The organism is Lunatibacter salilacus (assembly GCF_009797935.1).
GTDB classification, from domain to species: domain Bacteria; phylum Bacteroidota; class Bacteroidia; order Cytophagales; family Cyclobacteriaceae; genus Lunatibacter; species Lunatibacter salilacus.
This window is the reverse complement of record NZ_VOLC01000004.1, coordinates 216,461-238,968: the sequence shown is the minus strand read 5'-3', so window position 1 is coordinate 238,968 and position 22,508 is coordinate 216,461. Positions and strand designations below refer to the sequence as shown.

Annotated in this window: 19 protein-coding genes; 10 read left to right on the top strand and 9 right to left on the bottom strand. The window is 43.8% G+C overall.

The annotated features are described in order from the left end of the window. Positions 1-17: 17 nt before the first annotated feature. From hisA to FQ608_RS07680, 3 genes are all read right to left on the bottom strand, one after another. Positions 18-737: a 1-(5-phosphoribosyl)-5-[(5-phosphoribosylamino)methylideneamino]imidazole-4-carboxamide isomerase gene (gene hisA / locus FQ608_RS07690; RefSeq protein WP_158857240.1), complete on the bottom strand. Its 720-nt coding sequence runs from the start codon at positions 735-737 to the stop codon at positions 18-20. Positions 738-741: 4 nt separating this feature from the next. Next, on the bottom strand, positions 742-1,326 hold the full coding sequence (hisH, locus tag FQ608_RS07685; protein ID WP_158857239.1) for an imidazole glycerol phosphate synthase subunit HisH: 585 nt from the start codon (positions 1,324-1,326) through the stop codon (positions 742-744). A 190-nt stretch (positions 1,327-1,516) separates the two neighbouring features. Continuing rightward, on the bottom strand, positions 1,517-2,296 hold the full coding sequence (locus FQ608_RS07680) for a phenylalanine 4-monooxygenase (RefSeq protein ID WP_158857238.1): 780 nt from the start codon (positions 2,294-2,296) through the stop codon (positions 1,517-1,519). A 324-nt stretch (positions 2,297-2,620) separates the two neighbouring features. Here FQ608_RS07680 and FQ608_RS07675 point away from each other — a divergent pair, with 324 nt between their 5' ends. Further along, a complete protein-coding gene (locus FQ608_RS07675; protein ID WP_158857237.1) occupies positions 2,621-2,776 on the top strand; it encodes a hypothetical protein in 156 nt (51 codons plus the stop codon). A 69-nt stretch (positions 2,777-2,845) separates the two neighbouring features. Here FQ608_RS07675 and FQ608_RS07670 read toward each other — a convergent pair whose 3' ends face one another. The 3 genes from FQ608_RS07670 to FQ608_RS07660 form a co-directional block, all read right to left on the bottom strand. Further along, on the bottom strand, positions 2,846-3,052 hold the full coding sequence (locus FQ608_RS07670) for a Panacea domain-containing protein (RefSeq protein WP_234364117.1): 207 nt from the start codon (positions 3,050-3,052) through the stop codon (positions 2,846-2,848). Between the two features lie 65 nt (positions 3,053-3,117). Continuing rightward, on the bottom strand, positions 3,118-3,249 hold the full coding sequence (locus tag FQ608_RS28000) for a type II toxin-antitoxin system antitoxin SocA domain-containing protein (protein ID WP_394351640.1): 132 nt from the start codon (positions 3,247-3,249) through the stop codon (positions 3,118-3,120). A gap of 177 nt (positions 3,250-3,426) precedes the next feature. Then, entirely contained in the window at positions 3,427-3,753 is a 327-nt protein-coding gene (locus tag FQ608_RS07660) for a type II toxin-antitoxin system MqsA family antitoxin (RefSeq protein ID WP_262885482.1), read from the bottom strand. Positions 3,754-4,221: 468 nt separating this feature from the next. On the opposite strand from FQ608_RS07660, the gene FQ608_RS07655 reads away from it, so the two are divergent. Together FQ608_RS07655 and FQ608_RS07650 are read left to right on the top strand one after the other, a co-directional pair. Continuing rightward, the gene (locus FQ608_RS07655) at positions 4,222-4,650 is read left to right on the top strand and encodes a DUF1801 domain-containing protein (RefSeq protein WP_158857234.1); all 429 of its coding nucleotides are present in this window, start codon (positions 4,222-4,224) and stop codon (positions 4,648-4,650) included. A gap of 89 nt (positions 4,651-4,739) precedes the next feature. Then, positions 4,740-5,177 (top strand): UPF0158 family protein, encoded by a 438-nt coding sequence (locus FQ608_RS07650; RefSeq protein WP_158857233.1) that lies wholly within the window; start codon positions 4,740-4,742, stop codon positions 5,175-5,177. Positions 5,178-5,616: 439 nt separating this feature from the next. On the opposite strand, the gene FQ608_RS07645 is transcribed toward FQ608_RS07650, so the two are convergent. Further along, positions 5,617-7,674 carry an FG-GAP repeat domain-containing protein gene (locus FQ608_RS07645; protein WP_158857232.1) on the bottom strand — a complete coding sequence of 686 codons (2,058 nt, stop codon included), beginning with the start codon at positions 7,672-7,674 and terminating at the stop codon, positions 5,617-5,619. A 252-nt stretch (positions 7,675-7,926) separates the two neighbouring features. Between FQ608_RS07645 and FQ608_RS07640 the strand changes: the two genes are divergently transcribed. After that, positions 7,927-9,198, top strand: a complete 1,272-nt coding sequence (locus FQ608_RS07640) for a dipeptidase (protein WP_158857231.1) — start codon at positions 7,927-7,929, stop codon at positions 9,196-9,198. A gap of 17 nt (positions 9,199-9,215) precedes the next feature. After that, positions 9,216-10,475 carry a lipase family protein gene (locus FQ608_RS07635; protein WP_234364115.1) on the top strand — a complete coding sequence of 420 codons (1,260 nt, stop codon included), beginning with the start codon at positions 9,216-9,218 and terminating at the stop codon, positions 10,473-10,475. 48 nt (positions 10,476-10,523) lie between these two features. On the opposite strand, the gene FQ608_RS07630 is transcribed toward FQ608_RS07635, so the two are convergent. Further along, positions 10,524-11,159 (bottom strand): helix-turn-helix domain-containing protein, encoded by a 636-nt coding sequence (locus FQ608_RS07630; RefSeq protein ID WP_158857230.1) that lies wholly within the window; start codon positions 11,157-11,159, stop codon positions 10,524-10,526. A gap of 152 nt (positions 11,160-11,311) precedes the next feature. On the opposite strand from FQ608_RS07630, the gene FQ608_RS07625 reads away from it, so the two are divergent. The 5 genes from FQ608_RS07625 (at position 11,312) to FQ608_RS07605 (ending at position 20,106) form a co-directional block, all read left to right on the top strand. Next, the gene (locus tag FQ608_RS07625) at positions 11,312-11,701 is read left to right on the top strand and encodes a type III secretion system chaperone family protein (protein WP_158857229.1); all 390 of its coding nucleotides are present in this window, start codon (positions 11,312-11,314) and stop codon (positions 11,699-11,701) included. 16 nt (positions 11,702-11,717) lie between these two features. Then, entirely contained in the window at positions 11,718-12,413 is a 696-nt protein-coding gene (locus FQ608_RS07620; RefSeq protein WP_158857228.1) for a PspA/IM30 family protein, read from the top strand. Positions 12,414-12,497: 84 nt separating this feature from the next. Next, positions 12,498-13,121 carry a hypothetical protein gene (locus FQ608_RS07615; protein WP_158857227.1) on the top strand — a complete coding sequence of 208 codons (624 nt, stop codon included), beginning with the start codon at positions 12,498-12,500 and terminating at the stop codon, positions 13,119-13,121. A gap of 12 nt (positions 13,122-13,133) precedes the next feature. Continuing rightward, positions 13,134-15,164 carry a flotillin family protein gene (locus FQ608_RS07610; protein WP_158857226.1) on the top strand — a complete coding sequence of 677 codons (2,031 nt, stop codon included), beginning with the start codon at positions 13,134-13,136 and terminating at the stop codon, positions 15,162-15,164. 85 nt (positions 15,165-15,249) lie between these two features. Next, entirely contained in the window at positions 15,250-20,106 is a 4,857-nt protein-coding gene (locus FQ608_RS07605) for a DNA repair ATPase (RefSeq protein WP_158857225.1), read from the top strand. Positions 20,107-20,335: 229 nt separating this feature from the next. Here the strand turns inward: FQ608_RS07605 and FQ608_RS07600 are convergent, their stop codons facing one another. Next, positions 20,336-22,489, bottom strand: a complete 2,154-nt coding sequence (locus FQ608_RS07600) for a glycoside hydrolase family 31 protein (protein ID WP_158857224.1) — start codon at positions 22,487-22,489, stop codon at positions 20,336-20,338. Between the last annotated feature and the right edge of the window lie 19 nt (positions 22,490-22,508).

Here is a 22,508-nt window from a genome sequence, read left to right as displayed (position 1 = left end):
TCTTGGCTATTAACAGTCTATTTAACAAAACTCGCCAAATCGGCCAAGCTCACGCGACCTTCATAAAAGGCCTTCCCCACAATGGTCCCGAATACGCCCAGATTTTCCAATGCATCTAAATCAGCCATGGAGGAAACACCCCCACTGGCGATCAGCTGAATTTCGGGAACCTCCTGCATAATTTCCCGATATAGGTCCAGAGAGGGCCCCTGCAGAAGTCCGTCTTTGGCCACATCGGTACAGATCACATAGCGGGCACCTTGCGTCCGATAAGCTTCAATAAAAGCAATTACTTCCTTTTCAGTAGTTTCCGCCCAACCCGAAATCGCAATCATCCGGTCTTTGGCATCCGCACCCAAAATAATCCTCTCGCCGCCGTGGGTTTGCAGCCAGCGGTCAAATAAAACGGGATTTTTTATGGCGATGCTTCCTCCGGTTACCTGCTTGGCACCTAGAGAAAAAGCCAACTCCAAGGATTCGTCCGATTGTATACCGCCACCAAAATCCACCCAGAGGTTGGTTTCCGTAGCGATACGCTTAAGCACCTCCCCGTTCACAATTTGCTTTTGCTTGGCGCCGTCCAGATCCACCAAGTGTAGTCGTCGTATCCCTGCATCCTCAAAGGACTTAGCAACGGAGACCGGGTCCTCCGAATAGGATTTTTTCTGTGTGTAGTCGCCCTGTGTAAGACGCACACAAGCTCCACCGATAATGTCTATGGCGGGAATAATTTCCATGGCGTTATATATTCAGAAAGTTGGTCAATATTTTTTCCCCGGCCGTGCTACTCTTTTCAGGATGGGCCTGCATAGCGTAGTAGTTGTCTCTATGCAGCAGGGCACTGAAATCCAGCATATAATGCGCTGTAGCAATGGTGTAATCGGGATGAATCTCCGCATAAAAGCTATGCACATAATAGGCATAAGCCGTTTCGTCCAAGCCTTCCAAAAGCGGTGATTTTAGGTTTTCCAGGTTGTTCCACCCTATATGGGGTACCTTGTCGTAGGGAGGAAACTTCTTTACCTGCACGGGAAAGATACCCAAGCAGGGAGTATCATTTTCTTCGGAATGATCGCAGAGAAGCTGCAGACCAAGGCAAATGCCCAAAAAGGGTTGCTTCAATTCTTGAATCAACTGATCCAGTTTCCGGGCCTTAAGGTAACTCATAGCAGTGCTTGCTTCTCCCTGTCCGGGAAAGATGACCCTATCGGCATTCTTTATAGTCTCCCAGTCGTCTGTCAGCGAGGCATTTGCCCCCAGCCTTTCCAGTGCATAAAGTACCGACTGCACATTGCCGGCGTTGTATTTGATTACGGCTACATTCATGGTTTAGTATGTCGGAAAAGCCGGATTTTGCCACGCCTTCTCCCATTCAGGCCGCTAATTTACTGTTTTTCGCCCGTTGACCGAGGAAATTGGAATTTAATTTACTTTCACGGGGGATGATTGTTTGGTTATGATTACGAATTACGAATTACGAATTACGATTCATAATACGTAATTCGTAATTCGTAATTTACAATTCGTCTCTCTCCAACTCAACCTCCAACTGCCGACTGATCTCCGGGATAGAGTCATACAGTTGCTCAAAGCTGTCTATGATAAAGTACCTGTCCTGAAACTTGTTTTTCCAATAGGGCGTGTTTAGGATCAGGCTGACATCATAGTCCAAGTGCTTGGGTTCGTCGGAGAGGCTGAATTTGGTTTCGCCTGCCGAACTGATAATTCCAGCACCGTACACCCGCAGTTCGCCATCCTCTCGGATCAGCCCAAATTCCACAGTAAACCAATAGATCCGTGACAGCAAATCAATTGCTAGCGGATTGTCCATATATCGGAGCGCAATACCTGCTAAGTCCTCCATATAACCCGTATAGGCAGCATTTGTCAACAGGGGAAGGTGGGCAAAGGCATCATGGAACATGTCCGGTTCCTGCAAATAGTCAAGCGCCTCCATCTTACGGAGCCATGTAGAGGCGGGGAAACGCCGATGGTTTAGCAAACCAAAGAAAAGATCGTCATCAATAAGACCATAGACTACCTGAACCGACCATCCGGTCATCATGCCTAGTCTACGGTCGACATCGGCAAAATCCGGTATTTGGTCAGCGGTAAACCCAATGGCCTCCAATCCTTCCAAATACACCTTCGATGCAGCCTTAGGTAGGTACTTATATTGGCGTTCAAAAAGCAGCTTCCACACCTGAAGGTCTTCTTCTGTATACTGGTCTGGGTGTTGGGTAAGCTGCGGCAGGCGGGGATCGGTAAGCAGGGTATCGGGGGTTGGTTTGATCATGGTAGGCTTGGGGTATGGTTTGGTTTTTGCGCCGCTGGAATTGCAGAGGCTTAGGTATTTGAACGTAGGAGACGGGGAAGTGTTATTTGGATGGGGAAAATAACGTGGACTAAAGTTGGGAGTATCTATGTCATCTACAGAGCCTCATACTCGAAGTTCAGAAGTGGTCTTATGCGGTGTAAGGAGGATAAACCTGATGCATATTGAGCAATTTAATGGGAGATTCAAGCTGGTTTTTTGGGGTTGTGGTGGAATATTGTAGATTAGCTTTGTAAGGGTTAATGTCCGAAATATTTTTTCAAGCTCTATTCCAAGCCATTGCAAATGACAAGCGAAAATACCATCGAACGTGAGTTTGGGGCATTGGAAAAAATCAACGACAACTATCCCAAATATTTGCTTACGACGGATTTTTTCATACAAGACAGAAACGGATTGAGGCATTTAAACCTTTTTCACTGGCTACTTGATACGGACTAATGTTTTGTAGGACAGGTCTTTAAAGTTTATAAATGCGCACTGAGAGTAAACATACATTATAAAATTCCATTAATCTTCTAACTTTAATTCAAACACATATTCATACCTTATTACTCTTTTTTCTTTTTCATTTTTCTTCCAGGCTTCTTTGAGGTGACTCATCTCATTAATTTCATTTGTGCCAATAGTCTTAAAAAAGGTTGCTATTTTTTCCAAAACTTCCAATTCATTAACTGAAAATAAGTCGGAACTAAATGGCCTACTTTTGATTGCCATGAAGTTTTCCCCTGTATACCCTTGCGGAAACTCGGTAGTGTAGATATCTATTATATCATTGTTGGCTAAATATTCAAAAATACTTGAAAATTAAAGGGAACAGGCCCCATATCAATAGCCTTGTATCTAACGCCACTAATGGAAAAACAGCTTCGTTTGAACATTAAAAAATCGGCATAGAATAACAATTTGTTCATTTTGGCTTTGAATGGCGCCATTTGTTCAGAGAAATACACTACCATTTCGGCTAATTTTTCCAAATTGGGATTTCTGTATCCTGAATAAATATCTGCTAAGGGGTCACCCAATAAATAATCTTTAAGGTTCAAAAGAAAAATATTCCTCTTTCTTTCTTCGACTAGAAATTGTGCTTTTTATATAAATTTTGGTTTCACCTCATTATCCAACGTGCCGCATAATTCAACCATATCCAAAAAATAAGATGGGTCGTCAACCATTTGAATTAATTTGGCATTGGCAATACTTGGCATTTCACCCGCTTCGTAATTCCTATAACTGTTTACTCCAAATCCCAGTATCTCCGACATCCTTTTTGCCGATAATCCATATTTTTTGCGAATTCTACGAATTTCATCCGGAAATGGGATATTGAATTTATCCCTGTATTGATTGAACACCTGATTCATATTCACCTCGTCTAATTCCGTAGTGGTAAACTGTTCTCCGGTATCCTCACCCAGCCCTTAACAGACCAACTATTAGTAAGCGAATAATACTGGCTGTGCAAGCCGGCGACAAAGGAAATGTCATCATTCACCTTGTGCTTCCACTGAATATACGGTTGTGACAGAACAGCTGCATCACCTTGGGATGTCCAACGATAAGACCAAGGGGTAGCTTCAAACTGTAACGTTCCACCACCCCTGTAATGTTATTGTAAAAAGTAATGTTGTCCGGTTTTAGAAAGTAAAGTATAATCTGGAAAAGTTGAATGACCGATCACCTTAATTGTGTCCTGTAAGCCAAATTTAAAACATAATTCTTTCATTTATCAAATACATAGAATAATTTGTATATGAAATGAATAATGTTTAGAATGGGAATTCCGCTGTATTTCCGAAACATTTTTGAATACAAACGAATTACTAATTATTAAAATTTTTACCTTGTTTACCGCCACGTAAAGTTGACAACTATTGAAGAAACAAATGTCAAAACTTATTTTAAAAACAGACCCAAAAGTCAACGAAATATTTTCAAACTATCCTGACTCAGTTCGGGATAAGATGCTATACCTAAAAGAGTTGGTAATTCAGACAGCTGAAGAAACGGCTGGCATTGAAGAATTAGAAATTACCTTGAAATGGGGCGAACCCAGTTTTGTGACAAAACATGGAAGCACCCTGCGCATGGATTGGAAAGAACGGGCCTCCGACCAATATGCCATGTATTTCCAATGTACCAGTCGCCTGGTGGAAACCTTTAGGATCGTATTTGGCCCTATGTTTCAGTATGAGGGAAACCGGGCCATCATTTTTCAGCTAAATCAAAAAATCCCCGTGTCAGAGTTAAAGGAATGTATAAAAGCAACCTTGACCTACCACCATGTGAAACATCTGATAACACTCGGGATTTAACAGTTATTCAAGTAATTTAGTGAAATATATGGATTTACTATACGGGGAATAAATCACTAAGCACGTCGAAACTATGAAACTCTAATACAATGAAATTAAGCGAAAAGGAAATTGAAGAAATCGCTGATAATCTGGAGTGTGGAATGAAGTGCTATTACAACTTAAAAACAGGTGCGATCCGAACGATTATTAATTTTGACAGCTTTGGCGGGGGTGACGAGGAACCTTGGGAGGAGGATATCAAAGAGATAGAGGATAATTGGAGGGATTATTTTGAGTTTGAAGGTTTCGAATCGCGGGAGTCTTTCCGGATAATGGCTGGTTTTGCGGAGGAGGTTGATGACAAAAAATTGCGTCAAAAGCTATTCGATGCATTAGACCGTCGAAAACCATTTCAAAACTTCAAATGGGAGATCGACAACTCTGGGGAGTATCGGCAGAAGTGGTTTGATTACAAAAGAATGCGGTTTATACAGCATGTGAAAGAGCAGATAGATTTAAAAAACCAAGGTCTCAGTGAAAAATGAAGGGATATGATCGACGACGTTTAATTTATATTAGAAACGGTTAGCCACGAAGGACACGGAAATACTTGAAAGAAACAGCGTTTTTTTTTATTTCTTTACCTACCGTTAATCTACTAAGCATCCGTTGCAGTTAAAGATAAAAAACTACAAAGGACGAAGTCAATAATTTTTTAAGATTTCTATGTGAACTATGCAACTATGTGGTTAAAAAACAGCTCCATTAAGAATTCGTGTATAAAATTTTACCACATAGGACTCATAGCGCACATAGTTTTTACTTGATCTATAAATTTCTTTGTGGCCTATGGGATCCATTTTTTAAGGGAATTACATCTGTACCTGATCCTTTCAAAAGTAATATGATTATATCAAATATGAAGCTTCCAGCATATTGAAATCATGCAATCTGTTTTTTGGATTTATAGAACAGTTCCATCTTCTACTCCGGTACAGCCATATAATAGAAAAAGCCATCTTCCGCACCGACTACCAAAAAGGACTTATCCTCCCATTTCGCAATGGTGGGCGTGGTGGAGTGTGCGGCAAGAAGCTGTTCGCTGACCGAGCCGATGTCTTGGTATCTCCAATGGCCGCTGCTATCCTTACCCAGCCCTTTAAGAACATTAACGTTGGTGGCACTGTTGACCAACAAGTCAAGGATGCCATCTTGGTCCCAGTCATAGAAGGTAAAGGTACGCCGTCCACTCCCACCTGCTTCCCGGACATTCATCCGAAGTAAACCGGAAATTTCATTTTGGGGCCTTCCACTTCCATCATATGCGGAGACACCCTCACCCCAGAACACCCGCTTTGGCGGACTGAGTGTAAGATTACCTACCTGGTCCTTTTTGCGTTCGAAGAGAGCTAGGTATCCTTCTTGATCCAGCATAACCAAGTCCAACAGGCCATCTCCGTTCCAGTCAATTAGTTGTGGCGTAGTTCGCCACTGTGTCACGAGTTCTTTACCTTTAGGCTCCCACCAAGTCCAAGTAGGTTTAGGTGTCTTGCCTGAATAGTCCACCGCAATTGGCTGCGCAGGTGCCAGCCTTGGAGCCGTCTTTGTCCCTATATTTTTGTAAAAAAGTACCTTGCCCCAGATTCCGTTGGTGACCACATCCAGCAGCCCATCTCCGTCCCAGTCGCCAACGCTGGGATTGGTATACCCCCACTTTGCCTCCGCAGGACCTTGGATGGAGCCGTTTTTTCCAGCCTGCTCTCTTAGGAGTTCTGTCCCTGCAGCTAGGTTAACAGGGTTTGCCCAGCGGGGAGGGTTACCTCCGAGGTTTTTTATAAATCCTATATGTCCGGATGTGTTGCCCACAATCATGTCCTCCAAGCCATCTCCATCCCAGTCCACACTGACGGGAGCTGCCAAGGCACCAAACTTAACCCGATCGGCCAGCTGCCGGAAATACCGGGGTGGCATAAACTGCGGGACCCCGTCCACCAACTTTCCGGTAGCTTCAAGAAGTGCCACTCGCCCATCCTCATCACCAACGACCAAGTCTATATGTCCATTTCCGTTGAAATCCACCGCTACCGGCGTAATCATGCACAGGTCCATCACAAGAGGCTTCCCCCCTATTTCCAACTTTTTTCCCGAAGCATATTCGGGTTTTTCGCGGCTACCCACATTTTCGAAATAGGTAAACCCGTCTAAAAACTCCCCGCAAAGTAGATCCAGATCTCCATCACCGTCAAAGTCGGCAAAGCTGGGCGATGGCATGCCAAATACATCGATAGGTTCACCCAATGTAGTCTGCAGCTGAAACGGGCTCCCGTAGGCGGGTTCTTCGTTCGTACCGGAATTTACCATCACATACACATATCCGTGTAAGGGACCGTTGGTCCAGCTTCCCTGCTTGTCCCAAGCATCATCCCAACCGTAATCGCCCCAAAAGCCAATACCAACAACAATATCCAACACTCCGTTTCCGGTATAATCCACCAGCTTCCATTGATTGGCCCGAACCCTACCCTCACCTACATGTATACTGTCCGGGTTTCCCAAAACCACCGAATTTGTCAGGCCACTTTTCCTGAAGTCCGGGTAAAACTTCCCACTGGTAGTAACCAACGGAGCTCCGTCCACATAGGACACCTGCGGATTGGGACCAGCCGGACCAATTCGCTCACTCGTAGAAAAAACCGGCATCCCGGTGGCCGGATCATATGTTCCGGTATTTAAGAACACATAGACGCCGTTGGAAGGCCGATCCGTACAGGCTACTACCAAATCCATCAGTCCGTCTTCATTCCAATCCATGGGAAGGGGCCAAGCCCATAGCCCCACCCCCAAGTCGGTGAGCAGAGCCGGGTTGTTGTATTCCAACTGATTAAAGTTATCCAAAGAGTCAATAAATTCAGATAAATCACCCACTTCTTTTGAACCCTCCTGTTTTAAAACTGGATCGGCTAAAATGAAAGGAATTTGATTCATCCTGATCGGAATAAAAGAAACAAGTACAAAAACATAAAATAAGATAAACGTTTTCATGGGCGTGCGAAAGGTTTTGCTGCCTAATTCAAGAGACAACTTCTTAACATTTACTTGGCATGTTAATATTAATACGGATATATCTTCAAAGATACTAAGGGGACGGAGATAATATTTTTCATTAATCTTCAACCGTCTTTGTATTTTTCCCTATCAATTCCTTATTTTTAGATCTTACATTCAATTTACCACTGTATAAATTGCAAATTTTGCATTTAAGTCTTCAAAACCCTAACTTCCACTAAAGTAATCATGAAAGACAAAACCCCTTTGCATCTCCTCAAACAGGTCCTTGCTTATACGGCGTTGGGATTGGTTGGGATCTCAGTCGGACTGAGTTCCTGTGCCTCCGAACCAGACCCCATGGAAATCGCCAACCGAATTCACAGCTCGGTCCTAAAAATAGATACACATGCTGATACGCCTCTTCAAATGTCCCGCCTAGGATTTGACCTTCGGGAAGAACACGACCCGTGGAAGACTGGCAGTCAGGTAGACATTCCCCGCATGGAGCGGGGAGAACTCAATGGAATTTTTATGGTTGCTTATCTGGGGCAGGGACCCCGAGATTCGGCTTCACACGTAGCTGCTGATGAAAAGGTTACCGAATATTTCACACTGATCCATCAATCGGTAGCCGACAATTCGGACAAACTTGCCCTCGCGCTGGAACCTAAGGATTTGGAAACGATTGCCGAAGAAAACAAAATTGCTATCTATATCGGACTTGAAAATGGGTATCCCCTGGGAACCGACATCACGAAGGTGAAAAAGTTCTACGACCTCGGTGCCCGTTACATCACCCTTAGTCATGGTGGAAACAACGAAATCTGCGATTCCTCCACCGATCCTAACGGCCCGGAACATGGCGGTCTCAGCGAATTTGGAAAAGAGGTCGTTCAGGAAATGAACCGCCTTGGAATGATGATAGACGTATCGCACATTTCGGACGATGCCTTCTATGATGTTTTGGAAGTGACCAATGCCCCAATAGTAGCCACACATTCTTCCGCCAGGGCACTCTGTGAGCATCCAAGAAATCTAACCGATGACATGATTGTCAAATTGGCAAAAAATGGTGGCGTGGTACAGGTAAATGCTCTAAGTAGCTATGTGAAAACCCCTACCCCAAACCCGGAACGGGAAGCCGAAATGGATTCGTTGCGGGCGAAATATGGGCCTATGCAAGAAATGACTTCCGAAAAAAGGGATGAATATCGGTCAGAGATGATGGTAATTCGCGAAAAGTATAAAAATGACTTGGCAACAGTAGCGGACTACGTTGATCATATTGACCATATCGTGGACCTTGTCGGCGTCGAATATGTAGGCATAGGAATGGATCTCGATGGTGGCGGAGGATTGGCGGATTGCTACGACATCAGTGAGATAAAAAATATTACCGTAGAACTGGTTAAAAGAGGCTATACCGAAGAAGATATCGTTAAGATTTGGAGCGGAAACTTTATGCGGGTATTTAGCGAGGTGATTGACAAAGGAACCTCGGACATGCGGTTGAATTAAACCACCTTTCCTATATAATGACCAAAACCCCGGTACAGCATGGTCCCGGGGTTTTGTCTTTTTACCTTAATATAGAATTATCCGAAAGTTGGGTTATATTTAAAACTTACGCCGTAGATGATGGTTCCAGTTCTATGAGTTTGTTCACAATAAACATGCGGAAATATCGGGAAATTATGGAAAAAAAAGCATTGATTCTCCTCTTCTCGGCTTTTTTTGGATTTGTCTGGAAAGCTGAATGCCAATACTTAAAACCTAGTTTTGACAAGTACGAATATATGGAAGCACTGAAAATTTCAGCGCGATCCACTGGGGATTCTTCCTATTTTAATACCATTGAGAAACCGCAGAACTTTGAAATGGTGTATCAGTCCGGAGTGCTGGGATTGGACAATCAATGGGATCTTTGGAAGCACTCGGAAAAGCCGGTGGCGGCCATAAGTATCCGGGGTACCACGCCGAATGCGGTCAGTTGGCTGGAAAATTTCTATGCAGCCATGGTGCCCGCCAAAGGATCTTTGACGTTAGCAGATGACTTTGAATTTAAGTACGCACTCTCAGAAAATCCCCAAGCTGCAGTACATATTGGTTGGTTGATAGGCTCTGGGTTTATAGTACGGGATTTACTTCCAAAAATAGACTCAGCCTATCAGCAGGGAACAAAGGAATTTTTAATCATTGGGCACAGTCAAGGCGGGGGAATCGCCTATCTGCTGACCGCCCACCTAAGAGCACTTCAGAAGTCTGGGAATCTTCCTGCAGATTTGAAGATCAAGACCTATTGCAGTGCGGCCCCCAAGCCTGGGAATCTTTATTTTGCCTATACCTACGAGGACCTGGCTTACGATGGCTGGGCGTATAATGTGGTTAACGCCAAAGACTGGGTTCCGGAGGTTCCCATGTCCATTCAGACTACCGCAGACTTTAATACCATTAATCCGTTTTTGAATGCGGAGGCCATGATCCGAAAGGAGAAATTTCCAAAACGGCTAATTATGAAAAGCGTCTACAACCAACTTGACAAACCGACTAAAAAGGCCCGTCGCAATTATCAAAAATACTTGGGCAAAATGACGTCCAAATCGGTGGTAAAAAATATACCGGGATACGTTGCCCCGCCGTTTTACGACAGCAATCACTATGTGAGAACTGGAGATATCATCGTATTATCCCCGGATGATGCATACATGGAGGAATTCCCTGATAATCCTAAAGTACTATTTCCACATCATTTTCATGCCCCTTACTTAATGTTGACGTCTCAACTACCTGAATGAGAAAATAACAGGGATACCGTGAACTTTTGATCAAAAATTGAAATGAGATTAGATTTCCCGCAGCTTTACTTCTAGCTGATCCAATCGATTCTCTAGCTGAAGTACCCTTTCTTCCAAAGGGCTTATCTGTTGGATTGGAGAATAAATCCCCATAACCTCCAACATCAAGCTTGGCTGATGTAATATCCTATCTAAATTATCCAAGCTAATTTCATTGGCATTTACCGCCGTGACTTTGCCCAAATACTTCTTCCCTTCGGATTGAATCAGCATAAGCTTTCCCACTACAGCTTTTGCCGGGGCCGCTAAAATGGTCTCGGCTTTCTTTATATAAGTGCTAGGTTCTATGTCCCTGCATGAAATTCCCACAGTGCCTTTTGGTAAAAAATCAAATACCGTCTGCCTATTTTCCGGTAGCTTTTGAACTTCTCCTTTACCCTTGGCAATCTCCGGCAGGGCAAACCCACTTAACTGATTTACAGTGACGCTACTCTTGAGCAAAAGATCAATCGATAGTTGAAATACCTCCGCGGTTTTTATAATGGTCTCAATTTTAGGTTCAGCCCTGCCCTCCTCGTAAGAAGAAACAACACCCCTATTTACTTCAATCATTTCGGCCAACTGCGCTTGAGTCAAGCCGCGCACATTTCTGATCTTCTTTATATTTTTCCCGAATTTTGACATAACCGTTACTATTTGAAACAAAATTAGGCTTTGCAAATAAAATTAGCAAAATAAATGCTAATTTTATTTGCATTTTATTTCTTCTTTTTTTATACTTGTGAAGTGATTAATCGCAGTATCCTAACTTTTAACAACTTTAAATTATCCCGCATATGGATCATTATTTTAAGAAAGTCAGAGATTTTGTCATGGAACTGGGCTATGGGTTATTATATGAAAACACCTCAGACAATTTATTGGTCATCGACAATGAGGAAATGGGCGTAAAAAACATGGTCATTGGAGTGGCAACACCCATTGTCATTATAGAACAGTACCTCTTCGATGTCACCGATGATCCCGATATTTTCAGACACCTGTTGATAAAAAACAGAGACATTGTACATGGTGCCTTCGTTCTGGACGAGAAAGGAGAAAAGGTCATTTTCCGAAACACATTACAGGTAGAGACACTGGACTTGAAGGAGTTGGAAGGAACGATCAATTCCCTGGGTCTCTTGCTATCCGAATATTCCAATGAAATATTATCCTTTTCAAAATAATTAAAACACAAAAGATATGAACGTGCTGAAAAGATTATTCAAAATAGGTCAGGCTGAAACCCATTCGGCCATCGACAAACTGGAAGACCCCATCAATATGATCGAACAGGGACTCCGGGATATGAGGGACAATCAGGACAAAGCCCTCAGGGCTCTGGCTGAAGTAAAAGCAATGCATATCCGTAGGTCAAAGGATCTTAAAGAAAATGAAATACTTGAAGAGGACCTTCAAAACAAATCGGTTTTGCTTCTTAAAAAATCCCAACAAGGAGAACTTGAGACCCAAGAAGCTGAAAACCTTGTCAAAGGAAATCTCAAACGCAAAGCCCAAGTGGCCCAGGAAATTCTTCTAATCAGGGACGAAGTGTCAAATTTGGAGAAGCAGGTAGGCACTCTGGAACAAAATCTCAGTAGAATTAAAGCGGGCATACAGCAGTGGGAGAACGAACTTCGGACTCTGAAGGCGCGAATCAAAGTAAGCAGTGCCACAGAAAAAATCAACAAACAGATGACCAATATGGACAGCACTGGGGTGGTGGCAATGCTGGAACGTATGAAAGAAAAAGTGGTTCAAGATGAAGCATTGGCGGAAGCATACGGTGAAATGGCCAATGCCAACCAATCCCACGATGAGAAACTCAAGAAAACGCTAGAGGACTTGACCGTAGAAGATGAACTGGCCCAACTAAAAAAGCAGATGGGTATGGAATAGGCTAATTTATCGTAATCCCACACCTGAACAAACCTGGTATCGGTGTAACTCTCCCATCTCTTACCCTTTCAAATTGGTATTTCCATGGAAAAATTAATAGACATCTCTTTTGCGCCTGCAAACTTTATCCTTACGCTATTAATGTTAGTGGTGGTATTATATTGGATTGTCATCATCTTTACCGGGCTTGACCTGGATCTGGATGCAGACGCAGACGTCAATAGTGCCGATGTGGGAAATGTGGAAGGTCAGGGCTTTTGGTCAGCGGTTTGGGAGTTTTTCTACATTGGGGAGTTGCCTGTGATGTTCATCATCACCCTAGTCGTATTTAGTATGTGGCTTATCAATGTGAACGTTACTGCCCTACTTGGCATTTCAGACAATATTCTGGGGTTCTTGGTATATCTTCCGGGATTTGTCGTCAGCATGCTCATCACCAAAGTAGTCGCCAAGCCCTTTGTGAAGCTGTATGCGGTTTTTAATCACAAGGGAGAACTACCTATTGACTTTATTGGAAAAGTGGGCCGGGTAGTCATTCCCATGAGTAAGGATAAAATGGGTCAGATCGATATACTCTTCGGGGACGATGTACTAAAAGTATATGCCAAATCGATCGACGACGATGCGATTGCATACGGAGACACGGTGATCATACTTGAGGAATCGCCGGATAAGAAATTTTATTTTGCACAAAAGTATCAACCATAAACCAAGGAAAAAATGACGGAATCTTTTTACACAGTGGCCATATTCGGAATGATTGTGCTGCTAGGGCTGCTCATGTGGCTCATCTCCATGTACAAAAAAGTGAGCCAAGGCCGGGTTCTGGTGCGGACCGGGCAAGGCGGAGTAAAGATCTTTTTTAATGCGGGACTTGTAGTCCCTATTCTTCACAAACAGGAAATCATGGATATTTCAGTTAAGAAGCTGGATATTTCCAGAATGGCCAAAGACGGTCTGATCTGCAAGGACAATATGCGGGCGGACATCAAGGTAGCCTTCTTTGTACGGGTAAACAAATCCGTACAGGATATCATCAATGTAGCCCAAACCATAGGTTGTGCCCGTGCATCAGACCATGAAACCTTGGAAAGCTTGTTTGAGGCCAAATTCTCTGAAGCACTCAAAACCGTTGGGAAAAAATTTGAATTTATCGAACTCTATGAAGCCCGAAGGGAATTCAGGAATGAAATCATTGACATTATCGGAACTGACTTAAATGGGTACGTGCTGGATGATTGTGCCATTGATTACCTGGAGCAAACCAAGGTAGAAAACTTGGATTCAAATAATATTCTGGATGCAGAAGGCATCAAAAAAATCACTGAACTTACCGCAGCCCAAAACATCAAGGCCAATCTAATCCGCAGGGATGAAGAAAAGATTATAAAGAAACAGGATGTCGAAGCCCGGGAAGCCATTCTGGAACTGGAGAAGCAACTCAAAGAGAAAGAAGAGTCTCAACGTCGTGAGATAGAAACCATAAAAGCACGAGAGCAGGCTGAAATAGACAAGGTTTCTTCTTTGGAGCGACTGAAATCAGAGGAAGTTAGGATACGCACGGAAGAGCAGCTACAGATACAGGAGGAGAATAAGCAGCGGCAGGTTATTATCGCACTCAAGAATAAAGAGCGCGCAGAAGCGGTGGAAACCGAGCGGGTACAGAAGGATAGGGACATCGAGGCCACTGAAAGAGAGCGGGTAGTAGAACTTGCACAAATTGAAAAAGAGAAAGCGGTAGAATTGGAGAAGAAAAACATCCAGGATGCCATTAGGGAACGGGTAGCCATGGAAAAAACCGTGGTCGAGGAAAAAGAAAAGATAAAAGATGTAGAAGCCTTAAAAGAGGCGGGAAGACAAAAAGAAGTGGCTTTGATAATCGCTTCCAAAGCTGCGGAGGTGAACCTGATCGAAGAGGTCAAATCCGCAGAAGCCAAGGAGAAATCTGCCAAATTTGAAGCTCAAAAAATCATCATTGAAGCTGGAGCACGAAAAGATGCGGCTGATAAAGATGCCGAAGCTCGGAAAATCATAGCTGAAGCTATAGCCAAGGAAGAGGCTGCCATAGGGCTTTCGGAGGCGCAAGTGATGCATGCGAAAGCAGATGCCCTCGAAAGACAAGGCACAGTTGATGCTGTTGTGATTGAACGAATAGCAGAGGCCAAACGAAAGGAAGGCTTGGCAGAGGCAGAGGTCATTCAAGAAAAAGCCGTTGCGGAGGCCAAGGGAATTCAGGAAAAGGCAACTGCCATGAAGCAGCTAAATGATGCGGGCAAAGAACACGAGGAATTCCGTCTTCATTTGCAAAAGGAAAAAGAAGTGGAATTAGCCCAAATTGGAATACAAAAAGACATCGCCGACGCTCAGGCCAAGGTATTGGCAGAAGCCTTCAAATCAGCGAAAATCGATATTGTGGGTGGTGATAATACCTTCTTTGAAAATGTGATTCGTCAGGTTTCAAATGGAAAGGGAATCGATAAATTGGTAGAGAATTCCAATACTATTAGCCAGTTTAAAGGAGCACTGCTCAGTAATGGCAATGGAGAATCTGGAGAAAATAGCGACCTTATTGCAAAGGTCAAACGAGTTGCAGATAAGTATGGCATCACCACCTCTGATGTCAAAAATCTATCCATTGCCGCATTGATTGGTCAGCTCCAAATAACCGCTTCGGAGGAGGACCGAGGTTTTTTGGCAGGGTTGATGGATATGGCCAAATCCATGGGAATAGAAAACAGGAAATTGTCCTAAAATTTTAAATAGGAATTTTCCGGGGGAGGGAATTTAATCCTCTCCCACTTTAAAGAGTTTTTTTCATTTTCACGTTTAATCTGCTATGGATAATACGATCGAAAGGGGTACTTATGAAATCATTCAACAACGGCTTCAGCACCAACGCCAAGAACTTCTCACGAGGATTCAAACCCTGAACAAGGAACGTCAGCAGATTTTCGGGGCTGTGGATTTTAAGCTGCTTTCCAATGTACGGATCAGTACCGACCATAACTGCGTAGCCAGGGACATTGTGTCGGTTGGAAACATTTGCCTTTTAGGATACAATGTAAGGCTGGGGCTCAAGTCCACCTTGGAAATTCCCGATGTCTTCAGTGTGTATCATTTCCAAGACCACGAGTTTCACCATGCTCCTATCGATATCCTATCAGATTCTGAGTTTGCCAACGAACTTCAAAACCTGTATAAATTCTACAGGAACACGCAATTTTCCAGATTTACCATCCATCTGAATTACCTGTACTTTGTTTTTCAGCTTTCAGACAGCCCGTCTGATATCAAAGCATTTAAGTGGCTTATTGACGGTGAAAAACTAATCTATGTTGATTCCAGAAGTGCTGCCGACGTACGATTTCCCCCTCAACATGAATTTACTTGGACTAAAGCCACACGGGATATGCAGCGAGTCGGCAAGAATCCACACGTTTCCATTGCGGACAAAGTCTTCGTAGAGACATTGGGAGGTGACCTCACCATCAAAGTGGAAGATAACACAGATAACGGTCAGGGGATCTACCAAGAAGAAGTGGACCAAAGGGATCAATCGCTGGATGATGCGGAAATCCACTTTTGTGATTTGGGAAATTTAGTTCTTCTGAAGATCCGTCCCTATTTGGAAAGCGACCGTTTTTTTATATTCAACCACCGCATCAAAAATGTGATCCGCGTAGATACCCTTAAGGATGCGGGAATTCTGCTACCCGATGATCAGGGAATTATCCTTTCGAATGGCTATTACCTGCAGACAGGTGAATACAAACTATTTGACAGGAAAATTGAAGGCGTAAAATTCCTTCGGAAAATCCAATCTCCCAATGGGGAGGATTTTTTGTTTGTTTTTTATGAAGAAAAGAATCATGATTTCGTCATACTTTCTTATAACGTTATTGAGCAGACTGTAAAGACTCCGATTTTCTGCAATGGATACACGTTATTTGGAAATGGGGAGCTGTGCTATTTCAATACGGAAATCGCACCGAGTAAACACCATCTTATCCAAATCTGGCAAACGCCTTATTCCAAGGAATTAATCCCCAATGAGGCATTCAAAAACCATGAACTGTATAAAATAGGTAATAGGCCCATTGTAAGGGCCATGGCTGAAATACAGGAATTGATTGTTTTGCTTACCAAAGAGGACAGTTACGATGGGTTGTATGAGGATATCCAACGAAAGAGCCAAAGCATTACGGACGGCTACTTCTGGCTCAATAACCAGCGGGCTGGCAGTCTCCATGAGCCCTTGCAGCAGGTAAAAGAAATTGCCCTGTCGGCAATAGATGAGTTTGAAAAGGTAGTTCAAATTCGAAAAAACACAACGGAAAACCTTGAAAAGGCTACCACTGATGTGAATAAAATTTTGTTTGATACCCGTAGAGCTAGTTATGACACATTAGAGGAATATGTTTCTTTGCTTTCCAAGTTACGCAAGCTCCGTGGGGAGATTATTGGGCTGAAAAGCCTCCGGTACATTGACATGGAGGCCGTGGCCAAACTGGAAGAAAGTATAGCTAGCCGAGCAGACGATTTGGCGGATGCTTGTGTGCAGTTTTTATTGCAGGAAAATGCACTTTCCTACTATCAGGAGCGTATGGACTATCTGGGAACCGAAGTCCAAAAACTTACTAAAGTAATTGATGTAAAAAATCTTGAAAAGGACTTTGACGAACTTTCCCGTCAGTTGGAGCTGTTGATAGAAATTGTTAACAACCTAAAAGTAGAAGATACCTCCCACAGCACTCAGATCATAGAAAACATATCGGTCATTTTTGCGCAACTCAACCAAAAGCGGGTAGCACTTAACAATAAACGGCGGCAACTGGGGGAACGGGAGGCTCGGGCCGATTTTTCCGCCCAGTTGACACTCTTTGAGCAGGCTATAGTCAACTACCTGGACCTGGCCAATGATCCCGTCAAATGTGACGAGTACCTGACAAAACTCTCCATACAGTTGGAAGAACTCGAAAGCCGTTTTGTCGATTTCGATGAGTTCATCGATAAGATCACGGAAAAAAGAGAAGCAGTATATGCGGCTTTTGAATCCAAAAAAGTTTCCCTAACAGAAGCACGAAACAGGAGGACGAATTCACTTTTTGCGGCTGGTCAGCGAATTCTAAAGGGTATTCAATCCAAGGCGGCGACCTTCGAGTCTGAAATTGAAATCAACGGATACTTTGCCTCAGATCTGATGATTGACAAAGTTCGTGACTCCGCCAAGAACCTACAGCAGTTGGATGACGCCGGAAAATCAGAAGACTTGCTCAATCAGCTTCAAGTGCTGCAGCAGGAGGCAATCCGTGCACTTAAAGATAAAAAAGAACTCTACGAAGATGGAAATAACATTATTCGGATGGGGGATGTTCGTTTCGCCGTAAATAACCAAAAACTGGACCTTACCCTTCTAATCAGGGACAGGCAATATTATTACCATCTTACTGGCACTTCATACTATGAAGCCATGGATGCGGCAGCCATCGATGATCTTCGGGAAGTTTGGGAGCAGGAACTCCCATCCGAAAACAAAGATGTTCAACGGGCCGAATATCTTGCATGGAAGGTATTTCAAGAGCTGAATCCCAATGATCTTCCCACCGAAGATGATCTCGTAGAGAAAATAAGTGAATACATGACCAACCACTATGGCGAGGGGTATGTTAAAGGTGTTCACGATCAGGATGCCCTACTGCTTTTACAAACCCTGATTGAAAAAACCAAAGATTTAGGCCTGTTACAATTTCCCGCAAAGACCCGTATCTTGGCTAAATTATTCTGGCATTATGTTGATGTTGACAAAAAAGCATATTTCAAAAAGCAATTTGTCTTTGTCAATTTGATGCGGCAGGTATTCGAGCATACCCAAGAATACACACATCTTATCCAAAGTTTAAGTGAGGCTATAAAGGAATTTTCCGTCCAAAATAAATTAATGGAAGGAATAGATTCCTTGGAAGCCGCAAAGTATTTAGCGGTAGAACAAGCCACGGATGGATTTATCTTGGAAAGGTCAGCAAAGGAACTTCTGGAGGATTTTCGAAAAAACTTAAGGGAGAAAAATTCAGAATCCACTTTTTTAGAGGCCCAAAAAGGGCTCGCTGACTTTCCCGCGGCAGAGTGGCACCTGTGCAAACAATGGATGCAGGCATCAGCAGCTAAAAAGCGGCCAGGAGTCAGGGAAGAAATAATTGAAGAAGCCGCTTCTTGCCTGATTATGGAAAGCCCGGATACGCACTACGTGCAGCATATTTCCTCGCAACAAGAAATAAAATCTGTCAAATCCATTGGTATACATTCAGAAGACGGGGAAGGAAAATACCATTTCGACTACCACGAATTCACCTCTCGTCTTAGGCGATTCGTAGGAGAAGTACACCCGAAATATCTACGGCTTCAGGCATTAAAGCACCAACTGATCGAACAAAAGAAAAGCGAATTAAGGCTTCATGAATTTCAAACTCAGGTATTGACTTCTTTTGTCCGTAACAAACTTATTAACCAAGTGTATTTGCCGCTTATCGGAACCAATTTTGCCAAACAAATGGGGGCATTTGGCGCCGACAAACGCACTGACCGATCAGGCATGCTATTGCTGATTTCCCCTCCCGGCTATGGAAAAACCACCCTGATGGAATATGTGGCTGACAGACTCGGTTTGATCTTTATGAAAATTAATGGACCTTCCATTGGTCACGAAATCACTTCTGTGGATCCCGCTGAAGCCCGTAATGCCGCTACCCGGCAGGAACTTCAGAAGCTCAACCTCGCCTTGGAAATGGGTGACAATGTCATGCTCTACCTGGATGACATTCAGCACTGTAATCCCGAATTTTTACAAAAATTCATTTCACTAGCAGATGGACAGCGAAAAATAGAAGGTGTATTTAATGGACAATCCAAAACCTATGACTTTCGGGGAAAGCGCTTTTGTGTGGTAATGGCTGGAAATCCGTACACCGAAAGCGGTGACAAGTTCCAAATTCCGGATATGCTCTCCAACAGGGCGGATATTTACAATTTGGGGGATATGGTTAACAACCGGGCAGACCTATTTAAACTCAGCTTGATCGAAAATGGCCTTACCTCCAACCCTATCCTCAAATCGCTCACGCAATATGGAATTGAAAATTTGTACAAATTGGTACAGTTTATTGAAAATGAAGATCCCAACTATCCCAATCTGGAAGGAAACCTATCTTCGCAGGAAATACAGGATTGCCTTTCTGTCCTTAGGAAATGTATAATGGTCAGGGATGTGGTGCTTCAAGTGAATGCCCAATATATTGCCTCCGCGGCAATGGCCGACGATTACCGGGTTGAGCCACCCTTTAAGCTTCAGGGTTCGTACCGGGACATGAACAAACTAATCAGCCAAGTGGTCCCTATTTTGAATGATAAGGAAGTTATGCAGTTAGTTTTAGATCATTACCAAAACGAATCCCAAACCCTGACCTCGGATGCAGAGTCCAACTTATTGAAGCTTTTCGAGATGATGAACCTGCTGGACGAAACCCGATCCAATCGATGGACAACCATCAAGGAAACTTTCGTGAAAAACAACCGGATCCGCGGACTTGGCGATTCCGATCGAATGGCTCAGGTGATCGGACAGATGTCCCTTTTTGTAGAAGGGCTGGAAGGGATTAAGAAGGTGTTGAGTAATGGTATGAGAGACGGAGGGACTTAGAGACTAAGGGAGTTAAGTTATTAGGTTATTAGGTTATTGAGTTAATCAACCCATCATCTTACTTGGAGACGGAAGTTTGAAGACGGGAGGCGGCAGTGACTGAGAGATGGGGACGGAGGGACTGTGACCTATCAACCTATCAACCTACTTGGAGACTGAGGGACGGAGGGACTTAGGGACTGAGAGACTAAGAGAGTTCATCAACTTATCAACCCATAGACCTATCAACTCATTGATTAGTCATAAATCTCCATGTGATCTGATCCAGGTTGTCGGGTTTATCCTTTTCAGCCTTTGATACGCTCCCGGTTAATTTACCATTTCTCTGATCAGAAACTGACAACTTCCTCCAGGAATAATCACCCTTCTCATAGTCAAAAGACTCTCCATCATCGTCATAGAGCAGGTAATTACCAGGCTTTTCGCCATAATGTCTTATTTCCAAGTTGTATTTTTCTCCTTTGGCAGGGGCATGGAGTCTAGCTTCAGTCATCGGGATAATTCCACCGTCTTTGACAAACACTGGAATCCTTTCCAACCCCGGAGTTACCGAAATTACCTCTCCTTCGCCTACCAATTCTCCGGTATAAAAATCAAACCACTTTCCACTTGGCAATACAACGCTGCGGGTGGTTTCACCTTCAAACATCGGCGCAACAAGTAAATATTCGCCAGCCATATACTGATCTTTCACTTCCTTTCGGATGGCTTCAGCATAGGGGTTTGCCTCCAAATCGGCTTCTTCGTCCGCAATTGTTAGTTGCTGATTACTACTTGAAAAACCTTCTTCCAAGTTCATTCCCCGAAATGGCGGTGTTCCATCAGCATGGTATTTGGCAAATTCAGAATACCAGTAAGGCATCATCTGCATACGGAGCAAGGCCATACTTTTAACTTCCTCTTCTACCTCCGGGTAAGACCATGGCTTGGTGCCACTTGCCCAGGCATTGATCATGGCCATAGGAGAAAAAACCACTGTTTGCATCCGCCGAAGCCATTCTTCGGCAGTTTTGGAAGCCCTTGCCTCGGGAGTCCATAGAACACCCGCATATCCGCTGTTTATCAGTGCGGTGATAAAATCCCGATGGTTGTAATAATCGTTATAAATCACATAAGGAAAAGAGGTTCCACCACCATTAGATGCCCGTACCAAGCCATAGGTACGTTGATTTTTGTTTCTAAAAAGCGCTGCACTTTGCTTTTGAACTAGTAGTCCATAGGTCTGCCGGATTTGTTCTGCAGAAATCCCGGATGGAAATCTGGCAACATCCGGCCACAGCCATTGATCGTATCCGTCTACCTCATCCACTTTGTACCCACTTACTCCTTTGGCGATGTGTTCTGATTCAAATAGTTTCCAAAATATCTCTTGGGCTGCGGGAAGAGTAAAATCCGGAACCACCCCAGCCCAAACTGTATGGGAGCCGGTAAGGGGAAGAATATCTTTATAAATCGGGGAATCGGGGGAAACAAAGGGATTGACCCATAGATTAATCCGGATTCCCTTGTCCATCATGTCAGCCATAAATCCCTCCGGATCCGGAAATCTCCCCGAATCCCAAACAAAGGTATTTGGGTAGGATTTACTTTGCCATCCCGGCTCCAATCCAACAAAATCAAGGGGAAATCCTCGTTGTTCAAATTCCCTGACTTCTTCCCGCACTTGATCGTCAGTAAATAGCCTGTGAACCCGCTGGGTAAATCCAAGCCCCCACCGGGGAGGCAAAGGGCCACCTCCGGTAAATAGATTGTATCTACGGACAGCATCCAAAGACGTGGGGCCTGCAAATAGGTACACTTCTGCCCCTTGGGCAGGAATGCGCATTTCCACGGCATCCGAATAGGGCCGGGAGGTCCAGGCATTATCCGTATTTCGGTCTCTTGCTTCGGGAGGATTTGGACTGTCCTTTCTGGATCCTGTCCCTGCATAGACATCAATATAGCGTGCAGCATTGACAAATACCCCATAGCCTGCAGATGACACGTAAAAAGGCACCGGCGCATGGGTTCGCCCATTATCGCCGTCCCCATAATGATCGACATGTAGTCGGAGGATCCTTCCCCGTTGATGGACAGTTTTAAAATTTAAACCAAACCCAAAAAGCTGTTCATCCCGCTGTAGGGGAAAACGAAGTTGCGTTTGATTTTCCGTCACTTCGAGAACGATTTGGGATGGGTCTAAAGGAAAAACCCCTGCGGGCATTTTCTTGAGACCATCCAGCTTCGGGGAAACTCCAGCGGCAGTTAACAGATTAAAATCATCCGGATTTCCAACGATCGTCTTCCAGATTCCAGGTGCCACTTCTTCCCAGGCTTGCTGGGCAGATAAAGTTGCTGAAATTAAAAAACCAACGATGAACCCAAGCAAAATTTTACGGGGCATTTGTTACAAGTTAAGGGTG

Coding starts and splice junctions, on each gene's coding strand:
- hisA (WP_158857240.1), bottom strand. CDS start 737: ATGGAAATTATTCCCGCCATAGACATTATCGGTGGAGCTTGTGTGCGT.
- hisH (WP_158857239.1), bottom strand. CDS start 1,326: ATGAATGTAGCCGTAATCAAATACAACGCCGGCAATGTGCAGTCGGTA.
- FQ608_RS07680 (WP_158857238.1), bottom strand. CDS start 2,296: ATGATCAAACCAACCCCCGATACCCTGCTTACCGATCCCCGCCTGCCG.
- FQ608_RS07675 (WP_158857237.1), top strand. CDS start 2,621: ATGACAAGCGAAAATACCATCGAACGTGAGTTTGGGGCATTGGAAAAA.
- FQ608_RS07670 (WP_234364117.1), bottom strand. CDS start 3,052: ATGGCAATCAAAAGTAGGCCATTTAGTTCCGACTTATTTTCAGTTAAT.
- FQ608_RS28000 (WP_394351640.1), bottom strand. CDS start 3,249: ATGAACAAATTGTTATTCTATGCCGATTTTTTAATGTTCAAACGAAGC.
- FQ608_RS07655 (WP_158857234.1), top strand. CDS start 4,222: ATGTCAAAACTTATTTTAAAAACAGACCCAAAAGTCAACGAAATATTT.
- FQ608_RS07650 (WP_158857233.1), top strand. CDS start 4,740: ATGAAATTAAGCGAAAAGGAAATTGAAGAAATCGCTGATAATCTGGAG.
- FQ608_RS07645 (WP_158857232.1), bottom strand. CDS start 7,674: ATGAAAACGTTTATCTTATTTTATGTTTTTGTACTTGTTTCTTTTATT.
- FQ608_RS07640 (WP_158857231.1), top strand. CDS start 7,927: ATGAAAGACAAAACCCCTTTGCATCTCCTCAAACAGGTCCTTGCTTAT.
- FQ608_RS07635 (WP_234364115.1), top strand. CDS start 9,216: ATGACCAAAACCCCGGTACAGCATGGTCCCGGGGTTTTGTCTTTTTAC.
- FQ608_RS07630 (WP_158857230.1), bottom strand. CDS start 11,159: ATGTCAAAATTCGGGAAAAATATAAAGAAGATCAGAAATGTGCGCGGC.
- FQ608_RS07625 (WP_158857229.1), top strand. CDS start 11,312: ATGGATCATTATTTTAAGAAAGTCAGAGATTTTGTCATGGAACTGGGC.
- FQ608_RS07620 (WP_158857228.1), top strand. CDS start 11,718: ATGAACGTGCTGAAAAGATTATTCAAAATAGGTCAGGCTGAAACCCAT.
- FQ608_RS07615 (WP_158857227.1), top strand. CDS start 12,498: ATGGAAAAATTAATAGACATCTCTTTTGCGCCTGCAAACTTTATCCTT.
- FQ608_RS07610 (WP_158857226.1), top strand. CDS start 13,134: ATGACGGAATCTTTTTACACAGTGGCCATATTCGGAATGATTGTGCTG.
- FQ608_RS07605 (WP_158857225.1), top strand. CDS start 15,250: ATGGATAATACGATCGAAAGGGGTACTTATGAAATCATTCAACAACGG.
- FQ608_RS07600 (WP_158857224.1), bottom strand. CDS start 22,489: ATGCCCCGTAAAATTTTGCTTGGGTTCATCGTTGGTTTTTTAATTTCA.